This is a genomic window from Kitasatospora sp. NPDC030952 (assembly GCF_055571335.1).
In genome coordinates this window covers 35,119-46,856 of record NZ_JBVIFM010000026.1, presented here as the reverse complement: position 1 = coordinate 46,856, position 11,738 = coordinate 35,119, and the positions used below count along the sequence as shown (strand labels likewise).

At 74.7% G+C, this 11,738-nt stretch carries 5 protein-coding genes; all 5 read left to right on the top strand.

Annotation, left to right across the window (positions count from 1 at the left end):
* Positions 1-7 precede the first annotated feature (7 nt).
* The 5 genes from ACZ47G_RS33020 to ACZ47G_RS33000 all read left to right on the top strand — a co-directional run bounded on the left by ACZ47G_RS33020 (position 8) and on the right by ACZ47G_RS33000 (position 11,697).
* A complete protein-coding gene (locus ACZ47G_RS33020) occupies positions 8-3,478 on the top strand; it encodes an amino acid adenylation domain-containing protein (RefSeq protein WP_465749080.1) in 3,471 nt (1,156 codons plus the stop codon).
* A gap of 4 nt (positions 3,479-3,482) precedes the next feature.
* Positions 3,483-6,044, top strand: a complete 2,562-nt coding sequence (locus ACZ47G_RS33015) for a condensation domain-containing protein (protein ID WP_465749078.1) — start codon at positions 3,483-3,485, stop codon at positions 6,042-6,044.
* Between the two features lie 33 nt (positions 6,045-6,077).
* Positions 6,078-8,885: an excinuclease ABC subunit UvrA gene (gene uvrA / locus ACZ47G_RS33010; protein WP_465749076.1), complete on the top strand. Its 2,808-nt coding sequence runs from the start codon at positions 6,078-6,080 to the stop codon at positions 8,883-8,885.
* A complete protein-coding gene (locus ACZ47G_RS33005) occupies positions 8,866-10,398 on the top strand; it encodes an amino acid adenylation domain-containing protein (protein ID WP_465749074.1) in 1,533 nt (510 codons plus the stop codon). Before uvrA ends, ACZ47G_RS33005 begins: the two co-directional genes overlap by 20 nt.
* A 138-nt stretch (positions 10,399-10,536) precedes the next feature.
* Positions 10,537-11,697: a hypothetical protein gene (locus ACZ47G_RS33000; RefSeq protein WP_465749072.1), complete on the top strand. Its 1,161-nt coding sequence runs from the start codon at positions 10,537-10,539 to the stop codon at positions 11,695-11,697.
* The last annotated feature ends 41 nt before the right edge of the window (positions 11,698-11,738 follow it).

The window sequence follows — 11,738 nt, the reverse complement described above, 5'->3', positions numbered from 1 at the left end:
ACGCACCATGTCGCTGATCGATCTGCTGGCCCGCCTGCGTGAGCAGGACATCCACCTGCGGGTGGAGGACGGCAAACTGCGCTACAGCGCCCCCGGCGCGGGACTCCCCGACGGGCTGCGCGCCGAGATCACCGCGCACAAGGGTGAGCTGATCGCCTTCCTCGCCGCGGGCACCGCCACCGACGGGCCGCGGCCGGTACCGCGCCGCCCCGACGGCACCCTGCCGGCCTCGCCGGTCCAGGAGCGGCTGTGGCTGCTCGACCGGATGGAGCCCGGCAACCCCTCGTACCACATGCCGGCGGCCGTCCGGCTGACCGGCGAGCTGGACGCCGCCCTGCTGGAGCGGGCCGTCAACCTGATCGCCGCCCGGCACGAGGTGCTGCGCACCTCCTTCGAGGACCACGGCGGCCGCCCCCGCCAGCGGGTCGACGCCGAACGGCACATCCCGCTGGTCCGGCACGACCTGCGCGACCTGCCCGAGCCCGAGCGCACCGCCGAGGTCACCCGCCGCTCCGAGGCCGAGGCCGCCGCTCCGTTCGACCTCGCCGCGGAGCCGCTGCTGCGCACCACCCTGCTGCGCACCGGCGACGACGAGCACGTGCTGCTGCTCACCCTGCACCACATCGTCGCCGACGGCTGGTCGGTGTCCGTCCTCGCCGACGAACTCGCCGCCCACTACCGGGCGTTGACCGAGGACCGGCCCGCCGAACTGCCGACCCTGCCGGTCCAGTACGGCGACTACGCCGCCTGGCACGCCGAGTGGCTGGACAGCGACGCCTGCGCCGCCCAGCTGGACCGCTGGCGCACCCGGCTCGGCGGCGAACTGCCCGACCTCAACCTGCCGCTGGACTTCCCCCGGCCCGCCGTCCGGAGCTTCCGGGCCGGCCGCGCCGAGCGCGGCGTCCCGGCCGCGACCGCCGACGCCCTGAACCGCCTCGCCCAGCAGACCGGGGCCACCCGCTTCACCGTCATGCTGGCCGCCTTCAAGGTGCTGCTGCACCGCCTCAGCGGCCAGGACGACCTGATCGTGGGCATCCCCGAGGCCGGCCGCACCCGCTCCGAGATCGAGCCCCTGGTCGGCTTCTTCGTCAACACCCTGGCGCTGCGCACCGACCTCTCCGGCGACCCGGCCTTCCGCGAACTGCTCGGCCAGGTGCGGGACACCGCCTACGACGCCTACGCCGACCGCGACCTGCCGTTCGAGCGGATCCTGATCGACCTCCAGCCGAAGCGGCGGCTCGACCGCACCCCGGTCTTCCAGGTCTTCTTCAACATGGTCCCGTTCGCCGAGCAGCGGCTCGAACTGCCCGGCCTGACCGCCCGGTTCCTGCACGTCCCGGACGCCGGCGCCAAGTTCGACCTGACCCTCTACGCGGGCCTGGACGGCCGCGACCTCACCCTCGTCCACAACGCCGACCTCTTCACCGAGGAGCGGGCCGCCCAGCTGCTGGAACAGTACGTCGCCCTGGTCGAGCAGATCGCCGCCGACCCCGACCGGCCCGTCTCGGCGTACAGCCTGGTCACCGACCGGGCCCGCGCGGTGCTCCCCGACCCGGCCCGCCCGCTGGCGGCCGACTGGCACGGCGGCCTCGCCGAGGCCTTCGCCGAGCGGGCCCGCACCGCCCCGGAGCGGATCGCCGTCGAGCAGCCGAGCGGCCCCTGGACGTACCGGCAGCTGGCCGAGCACGCCGACCGGCTGGCCCACCGGCTGCGCGCCGCCGGGGTCGCCCCCGGCGAGGTCGTCGCCCTGTACGGGCCGCGCGGCGCCGAACTCGCCTGCGCCATGCTCGGCACCCTCGCCGCCGGAGCCGCCTTCCTGGTCCTGGACACCGCCGAGCCCGCGGCCCGGCTCGCCGAGCAGCTGGCCCTCGCCGCCCCGGCCGCCCTGGTGCACACCGACGGCGCCCAGGCCCCGGCCGAACTCCTGGCCCGGCTCGGCGCCGCCCCGGTGCTGCCCTGCCGCGACGAGCTCGCCGAACCGCCCGCCGAGGCACCGCGGTTCACCCCCGGCCCGGACTCGCCCGCCTACCTGGCCTTCACCTCCGGCTCCACCGGCCGCCCCAAGGCGGTGCTCGGCACCCACGGGCCGCTGGCGCACTTCACCGCCTGGTACCGGGACGAGTACGCGCTCACCGCCGAGGACCGCTTCGCCCTGCTGTCCGCCCCCGGCCACGACCCGATGCTGCGCGACGTGCTCGTCCCGCTCGCCCTCGGCGCCACCATCTGCGTCCCCGACCACGCCACCCTGCCCGGCCGGTTCGCCGACTGGGCCGAGGCGCAGCGGATCACCGTCGCCAACCTGACCCCGGCGACCCTGGAGTACCTGCTGGCCGGCCGCCCCGCCGCCCGCACCGCCCCCGCCCTGCGGCACCTGTTCTTCGGCGGCGACCGGCTGCGCGGCCAGCACGTCACCCTGGCCCGCTCGCTGAACCCGGACGTGAACTGCGTCAACTTCTACGGCGCGACCGAGACCCCGCAGGCGATGAGCGCCCACCGGGTGCCGGCCGGCGAGCCCGCGGCCGAGATCCCGCTCGGCCCCGGCACCCCCGGCTCCCAGCTGATCCTGCTCAACCCGGCCGGTGCCCCGGCCGGCGTCGGCGAGCTCGCCGAGATCCACGTCCGCTCGCCCCACCTGTCCGCGGGCTACCCGGCGGACGCCGTGCTGACCGCCGAGCGCTTCCGCACCAGCCCGGTCACCGGGGACCCGGCGGACCGCTGGTTCCGCACCGGCGACCTCGGCCGCTACCTGCCCGACGGCACCATCCGGTTCTGCGGCCGCGCCGACCGCCAGATCCAGATCCGCGGCTTCCGGGTGGAGCCCGCGGAGGTGGAGGCCCGGCTGCGCGAGCACCCCGGCGTCGCGGACTGCGTGGTCGGCCTCCAGGGGGCCGAGGACACCGGGAGCGGGGAGAGCGGCGCCGGCGGCCCGCGCCTGATCGCCCACTGGACCCCGGCCGGGGCGGCCGCGCCGACCGCCCGGGAGCTGCGCGAGCACGCCGGCGCCGTCCTGCCCGACCACCTGGTGCCCGCCGCCTTCGTCCGGCTCGACGCGCTCCCGCTGCTGCCCACCGGCAAAATCGACCTGGCGGCGCTGCCCGCCGCGCCCGCCGCCGAGCGTGACGCGGACGAGCCGTACGCCGCCCCCGTCACCGAGGTGGAGAAGGCCCTCGCCGCCATCTGGGAGGACGTCCTCGGGGTCGAACGGGTCGGCCTGAACGACGACTTCTTCGCCCTCGGCGGCCACTCGCTGCTGGCCACCGTGGTCACCCACCGGGTGCGCGAGGCGCTGGGCACCGAGATCGCCGTCCGCGCCCTGTTCGAGGACCGTACGGTGGCCGGCCTGGCCAAGCTGGTCGAGCAGCAGGGCGACGCGGTGAGCGCCGGCGCCCCCGGCCCGATCCGCTCGGTGGCCCGCACCGACGCCGGCCTGGACGACCTGCTGGCCCGGCTGGGCGCCCTGACCGACGGGGAGGGCTGACCGGATGCGCTGGACCGAGAAGCTCGCCGCCCTCGCCGCCGCCGACCGCAACCGGCTGGGCCGGCTGGTGGAGCAGGAGGGGAGCGTCATGAACCTCTTCCCGCTCTCCTACACCCAGGAGTGGGTGTGGTGGAACAGCCGCCTGCAGCCCGCCTCGCCGATGCACAACGTCTCCGCCACGCTGCGGCTCGACGGCCCGCTCGACCCCGCCCTGCTGGACCGGGTGCTGCGCGAGATCGTCACCCGGCACGAGGTCCTGCGCACCGGCTTCCACGTCCTCGGCCGCACCGCCGTCCAGGCCGCCGAGGAGCCCCCGGCCGGCCCGCTGATCACCGAGCGCGACCTGCGCGCGGTGCCGGAGGGCGAGCGGGCGGCGGAGGTCCTCGCCCTGGTCGGGCAGGAGCGGGCCCGCCCGTTCGCCCTCGCCGAGGGCCGGCTGCTGCGGGCGCTGCTGCTGCGCACCGCCGACGAGGGCTCGCTGCTCGTCCTGACGACGCATCAGATCGCGTTCGACGACTGGTCGATCGGCATCCTGGTGCGCGAGGTGGGCGAGCTGTACGCGGCCTTCCGGGCCGGCCGGCCCTCCCCGCTGGCCCCGCTGCCGGTGCAGTACTCGGACTTCTCGCTGTGGCAGCGGCAGTGGATGGACGAGGCCCGGATGGAGGCCGAGTTCGGCTACTGGGAGTCCCGACTGGGCGGCCTGCCCGCCCTGCTGGACCTCCCGGCCGACCTGCCCCGGCCCGCCCAGCGGTCCTTCCGCGGCCGGGTCCTCGACCTCCCGCTGGACGAGGCCGTCACCGAACGGCTGCGCGCGCTGTGCCGCGGCACCGGCGTGACCACGTACATGGCCCTCACCGCGGTGTTCCACCTGCTGCTCGGCCGCGCCACCGGGCAGCCCGCGTTCGCCACCAGTACGCTCACCGCCTACCGGACCCGTCCGGAGGTGGAGCACGTGATCGGCGACTTCGGCAACATGATCGCGGTCGTGGCCGCCCCGAACGGACCGGGCACCACCTTCACCGATCTGCTGGCGGCCACCCGCGGCGCCGTCCTGGAGGCCCAGGAGCACGCGGACATGCCCGCCCACCGGATCACCGGCCGGCTGCGGCCGCGCCGCGAGGACAGCCACAACCCGCTCACCCAGGCGATGTTCCTCAGCGTGCACGCGATGAACTCGGTGGCCGGCGCGGACCTCGGGGAGCTGCGGGTGGGCTTCGCCCGGATCGGCGAGCCCACCGCCTCCAGCGCCTTCGACGTGGAGGTCCGGCTGGTGGAGAAGCCTTCCACCCTCACCGTGCAGTTCGTGCTCGCCGAGGACCTCTTCACGGCGGAAGGCGCCGCCCGGCTGGTCGGCCAGTACGAGCAGCTGCTCACCGCCGCGCTGGACCGCCCGGACGCCCCGACCGCCGAACTGGCCGCTCCTGCCCAGGAGTTCCCGGCCTCCGAGCCCGCCGCGTCCGTCGAGTCAGCTGAGGGCGTCGCCGACGCGGTCCGTCGCACCGCCGAACTGCGCCCGCAGGACAAGGCGCTGGAGACCGCGGCCGGCCCGCTCGGCTACCGCGAGCTGTGGCAGCTGGTCACCGAGGTGCCCCAGGGCTCCCCGGCGGACGGCCCGCTGGCGCTCGCCGGGATCGCGCCCACCCCGGCCGCCGCCGCCCGGCTGCTCGCCGCGCTGCGCGACGGCCGGGCCGTCGACCCCGGCACCGGCCCGCTGCTGGAGCCCGCCGTACTGGCCGAGCTGGCCCGGCTGTGGGCCGGCCGCTGCCAGGCCGGGCCGGGCACCCGCTGGCTGGCCGCCGCCCCCGCGGGCACCGTGACCGCCCTGCTGGAGCTACTGGCACCGCTGGCGGCCGGTGCCGTGGTCGTCCCCGCCGGGGCGGCCGGGCGGCTGCCCGAGGACGGGGGAGTGGACGTCGCGGTGCTGCCCGCCGAGGCCCTGCACCGCACCGCCCCGGCCGCCCTGGCCCGGCTGCGCACCCTGGTGCTCACGGGCGGGCACGGCCGGCTCCCGGCGCCCATGTCCGACGCCGCCCACCCGACCGTGCTGCGCGCCGTCGGCCCGGCCGGCCTGGAGCTCTGGCCCGTCCCGGCCGGCGCCGACCGGGGCCGCGGACCGGCCCTGGCCGTCGCCGCCGGATCCGACCGGCTGCGGCTGTGGCCCGCGGACGCCGCCGGCCGCCGGGTGCTGCCCGGTGCCGTCGGCGAACTGCGCCTGGGCGGACCGGCGGTGCCCGGTGGCGAGCTGGCCACCGCACTGCTGGCCCGGGAGGCGGCCGACGGCGGCATCGAACTGCTCGGCGCCGCCGCCGAGCAGCGGATCGACCCGGCCGGCTACACCGTCCGGCCCGCCGAGAGCCGCTGGGCGCTCAGCTCGCTGCCCGAAGTCGCCGACGCCCGGGTGGAGTTCGACGAGGACGGCAAGCTGACCGCCCGGATCACCCTTCGGCCGGCCGAGGGCGCCGACCAGGCCTCCGACGCGGCGGCGCTCACCACACGCCTGCGCACCCTGCTGCCCGGCTACTTGCGCCCGGCCCGGCTGGTCCTGGACCGGCCGGACACTCCGTAACCCGCACCACCGAACGACGCCGAGAGAGAAGCGGTGAACGCATTGAGCAAGGCCGACCACGGCGGCGGGACGACTCCCGCCGTACCCGATCCGCGCGACTGGATCGTGCTCCGGGGAGTACGGGAGCACAATCTGCGGATCGAGGAGCTGGCCGTGCCGCGGCACGGAGTCACGGTGTTCACCGGCGTCTCCGGCAGCGGCAAGTCCTCGCTGGCCTTCGACACCATCTACGCCGAGGGTTACCGGCAGTACCTGGACAGCCTGTCCGCGTACGTCCGCCGGAAGCTGCCCAAGGTGCCCAAGCCCGCGGTGGAGTGGATCAGCGGCCTCAGCCCCACGGTGGCCATCGAGCAGCGCACCATCAGCCGCAACCCGCGCTCCAACGTCGGCACCATCACCGAGATCTCGGACCGGCTGCGGCTGCTGTTCGCCCGGGCCGGCCGGCACGAGTGCCGCGGCTGCGGACAGCACATCCACCCGCGCGACGTCGGCGAGCACCTCACGGCGCTGGCCCTGGCCGCCGCCACCGAGCCGGTCGAGCTGTACCGGCCGGCCGCCGGCGAGGAGCCCGGCGGGCGGGTACTGCTGCTGCCCGCCGCCCCCGACGAGGAGGACCTGGCCCGGGCCCGGCAGGCCGTCGAGGCGGCCCACCGCGACGGTGGCCCGCTGGTCGCCCGGCGCGACGGCGCCACCGTCCGCCACCTGACGGCCGGCTGGATCTGCCCGGACTGCGGCACCGAGGCCCGCGCCACCTCCTCGCACTGGTTCACCCCCAACTCCCCGGCCGGGATGTGCGAGGAGTGCCAGGGCCTCGGCTTCACCTACCAGGTCGACCCGGCGCTGCTGGTCGGCGACCCGGAGGCCTCCGTCCGCTCCGGCGCGCTGACCTTCTTCGGGGACCGCACCCGCAGCAAGAAGACCTGGTGGCCGCTGCGCGAACTGCCCACCGTGCTCGAACTCGCCGGGGCCGGCCTGGACACGCCCTGGCGGCTGCTCCCCGAGGGGGTGCGCGAGCTGGTGCTCACCGGCGCCACCGCGCACCCGCTGCCCGAGCCGCTCGCCCGGGAGCTGGCGCGCAAGCCCTTCGACGGGCTGGCCCAGCACCTGGAGCGGCTGTTCCGGGAGGCGGACTCGCCCGAGCGCAAGTCCTTCTACCAGGTGTTCATGGCGGCCCGCGGCTGCACCGCCTGCGGCGGCACCCGGCACCACGCCGAGGCGCTCGCGGTGCGGCTGGCCGACCTCAACATCGCCGAGGTGAACGCCCTGCCGGTGGCCCGGCTGGCCGAGTGGCTGGCGGCGGTGCGCGCCGAACTCGCCACCACCTTCCTCGCCGAGCTGGCCGAGGAGCTGCTGGTCCAGATCGGCGCCCGGCTGACCTTCATGCTCGACGTGGGCCTGGGCTACCTCTCGCTGGACCGCTCCGCGCCCACCCTGTCGGCGGGCGAGGGCCAGCGGCTCCGGCTGGCCCGGCAGCTCGGCTGCGGGCTGGTCGGCGTCACCTATGTGCTCGACGAGCCGTCCATCGGCCTGCACGCCAAGGACAACTCCCGGCTGATCGCCCTGCTGAGGCAGCTGGCCGACGCGGGCAACACCGTGCTGGTGGTCGAGCACGACCAGGAGACCATGGAGACCGCCGACCACCTGGTGGACCTGGGCCCGGGCGCGGGCGTCCGGGGCGGCCGGGTGATCGCGGCCGGCCCGACGGCCGAGGTGATCGCCCACCCGGAGTCGCGCACCGCCGCCTACCTGCGCGGCGAGCTGGTCGTCGGCTCGCCCCGGGAGGGCCGGCGCAGCCCCGGGGAGCACTGGCTGAGCATCCGCGGCGCCCGGCTGCACAACCTGCGCGGGGTGGACGCCGCCATCCCGGTGGGCCTGCTGACCTGCGTCACCGGGGTGAGCGGCAGCGGCAAGAGCTCGCTGATCACCCGCACCCTGCAGCCCGCCCTGGAGCAGGCGCTGACCCACCGCCGGGCGCCGGTCGGGCCGTTCGCCGAGCTGTCCGGCTGGGAGCGGTTCAGCCGGGTGGTGACCGTCACCCAGGAGTCCATCGGCGCCTCCTCGCGCTCCACCCCGGCCACCTACGTGGGCGTCTTCGACGAGATCCGCAAGCTGTTCGCGAAGACCGAGGAGGCGGTCCGCCGCCGCTGGTCCACCGCGATGTTCAGCTTCAACACCGAGAAGGGCGGGCGCTGCGACCGCTGCTCGGGCAAGGGCACCATCCGGATCGAGATGCTGTTCCTGGCGGACTTCTCGGTGCGCTGCCCCTCCTGCGACGGGCGCCGCTACCACCCGCGGGTGCTCGAAGTCACCTACCGGGGGCGGGACATCGCCCAGACCCTGGACCTCGAGGTGGCCGAGGCGCTGGAGGTGTTCGGGGACGTCCCGGCCGTCGCCCACCCGCTGCGGATGCTCTGCCAGGTGGGGCTCGGCTACCTCGCGCTCGGCCAGGACACCACCACCCTCAGCGGCGGCGAGGCCCAACGCCTGAAGCTCTCCCGGGAGTTGATGCGTCGGGACGACGGCCGGACGCTCTACCTGATCGACGAGCCGACCACCGGACTGCACTTCTCCGACGTGGAGGTGCTGCTGGGGGTCGTCCACGACCTGGTGGACCTGGGCAACACCGCGGTGGTCATCGAGCACAGCGTCGAGTTCGCGGCGGCCTGCGACTGGATCGTCGACCTGGGCCCCGGCGGCGGCGAGAACGGCGGCGAACTGGTCGCCGCCGGGCCGCCCGAGGAGGTGGCCGCCCACCCGAAGAGCGCGCTGGCGCCGTATCTGGACCGCCAGCTCCACGTCATGAAGAGCAGAGGAGGCAACAGTGCCCGCACCGAGCGCTGAACCGGTCATCGACGTCGTCGCCGCGTTCGAGCGGTGGGCGGCCCGCGAGCCCGGGCGGCCCGCCGTCACCGGCGAGGGGCGCAGCTGGACGTACGGCGAACTGGGCGCCGCCGCCGACCGGGTGGCCGCCCACCTGCGGGCCCTCGGCATCGGCGCGGAGAGCCGGGTGGCCGTGCTGGCCGGCCGCAGCCCGGAGATGCTGGCCGCCCTGGTCGGCGTCCTCAAGGCGGGCGCCGCCTACGTCCCGCTGGACCCGGCCTACCCCCAGGACCGGATCGGCTACATGCTGGCCGACTCGGGCGCCGCGGCGGTGCTGGCCGAGCGGCGGCACGCCGGCACCCTGGCGTACGACGGCCCGGAGCTGGTGCTGGAGGAGCTGGTGCGGGACGGGCCGGCGGCCCCGGCGGCCGGCGCCCCACCGGTGTCGGGGGACCAACTCGCCTACGTGATCTACACCTCGGGCTCCACCGGCCGGCCCAAGGGCGTGCTGGTGCCCCGGGGGGCGATGAGCGAGTTCGTCGCCGCCGCGGTGGCCCTGCTGGGGCCGGTCGCCTCGGCCACCATGGTGGCGACCTGCCCGACCTCCTTCGACTTCTCGGTCTGCGACATCTTCGGCCCGCTGTACGCGGGCGGCCATGTGATGCTGGCCCAGGACGTCTTCTCGCTGGTCGAACCGGACGGCTGGGTCACCGGTGACGCGGTCTGCGCGGTGCCCTCCGCGCTGGCCCAGATGGTCGCCCTGGGCGGCCCGCCACCGCGGGTCAAGGCCGTCCTGACCGGCGGCGAGGCGATGCCCAGGGCGCTGCTCGCCGAGCTGCGGGCCCGCGGGGTGACCCAGGTGTTCAACATCTACGGGCCGACCGAGACCACCGTCTCGGCGGCCGCCTGCCTGCTCGACTGGGACGACCGGTTGGTGTCCATCGGCGAGCCGTTGCCCGCGGTGCGCGCCTACGTGCTGGACGAGGAGCTGCGTCCGGTGCCCGACGGCACCTCCGGCGAGCTGTTCGTCGGCGGCGAGCAGGTCACCCGCGGCTACCAGGGCCGCCCCGGGCTGACCGCCGAGCGCTTCCTGCCGGACCCGTTCTCCGGCCTGCCCGGCGCCCGGATGTACCGGACCGGGGACCGGGTGTGCCGGCGTCCGGAGAGCGGTCTGCTGGACTACTTCGGACGGCTGGACGCGCAGGTCAAGGTGCGTGGCTTCCGGGTCGAACTCGGAGAGGTCGAAGAGGCGTTGACATCGTGCCCCGGTGTCGTACAGGCTGCGGTAGTACTCCGTGACGATCTTCCCGGCGGTCCCCGCCTGGTGGCGTACACGGCCCCGGCCGGCCCCTCCGCGCCGAGCGGGGAGCAGCTGCGGGACCACCTCCGGCGCAGCCTGCCGGAGCACATGGTGCCCAGTCAGTTCGTCCCGCTGGACGCACTGCCGCTCACCCCCATCGGCAAGCTCGACCGCAAGGCGCTGCCCGCGCCGGCCCTGCGCCGGTCCCGGGCCGAGGTGCTGCCGGGCCGGTGACCGCGGGCGGTCCATTCCGTGGAAAAGCCGGAATTCCAATTCCCACCTTTCTTGCACGAGCCGGACACGATAAGCTCGCCGCATACTGACCAGGGCTCCTGGAAATCAATTCCCGAGCCTGTTGGAGGTTGAATACCTGTGCGCCTTCTCGCGATCGAACGGGACCAATTCGAGGACCGTCTCAGGGAGATGTTCGGGCCGCGGATCACGCCGGTCGAGGAATCCTTCGACACCATCCAGAAGTACAAGGACGGCTCGTTCGCCATGGGTCACATCGGCCTCATGCTCTACGCGAACGGCTACAACCTCCGCGGCGCCAGCAGCAAGTACCCGAACGGGCTCGTCTACCACGACGGGACCAACATCTTCGGGGTCGGGTACTTCAGCAAGGAGGGGCACGTCGCCAAGCACCTCCACATCGTCGCCCCGAAGGGCCCGACCCGCTTCGAGGCGGTCCGGGAGTTCATCGCCACCGTCCGCGCGGCCGGCCTGGCCCGGGAGTCGGTGTACGTCCGGCACCTGTCGGCCGAGGACCGGGACGCCTTCCTGGCCGCCGGGTTCGACGGGATCGACACCGACCCGTGGCACCTCGGGGCCCCGGAGGAGGACGAGACCTACCCGAACCGCGTCTACTACCTGGACGAGGTGTTCGACCAGGCCGAGGACGGCACGCTCCAGGTCGCCAAGCTGGCCGGCGAGGAGCGGCGGAAGTACAAGAACAAGAACAAGATGGCCTACCGGCGCTTCCAGAACTTCCTGGAGCGCAACCCCCACCTCTCCTTCCAGATCGAGCCCTACCACTACTCCGGGCCCGAGAAGGAGAGCGCCCGCGGCGTCGTGGAGAGCTACTTCCAGGCCCGCCGCGAACAGGGCACCGTGGTCGGTTCGACCCCGGAGGACTACCTCGCCATCGTCCGGGTGCGGCCCGGCGGCGACAACGAGAAGGACTATTTCTCCTACCTCGGCAACATCGTCACCGAGGACGGCGAGAAATTCCCCGCGATGTTCTTCGCCGGGGAGCGCATCGGGGAGCAGCGGGCCGCCCTCTACTGCACCATGACCATGCGTTTCCGGGAAAGGCTGACCGGGCTCTTCAAGGACAGCACCGGATTCACCGCCATTCCGCAGTACGTCTGGCTGACCGTGTTCCGGCTCATGTGGGAGCAGGGCATCCGCGAGGTCGACGCGGGCGGTTCCGAGGTCAAGGGCCTCGACGACCAGAAGCGCCAGCTGGGCGGGAAGCCGGAGAAGACCTTCTGGGTCGTCGGGCCCGCCGCCGGCGACCCGTCGACCGCCTGATGCCACCCGTTCCGAACCCGAAGGGGAAGTGATGGAGTCAA

Bases quoted from the DNA above. Each gene is read 5' to 3' on its own strand.
- ACZ47G_RS33020 (WP_465749080.1), top strand. From the start codon at position 8: ATGTCGCTGATCGATCTGCTGGCCCGCCTGCGTGAGCAGGACATCCAC.
- ACZ47G_RS33015 (WP_465749078.1), top strand. From the start codon at position 3,483: ATGCGCTGGACCGAGAAGCTCGCCGCCCTCGCCGCCGCCGACCGCAAC.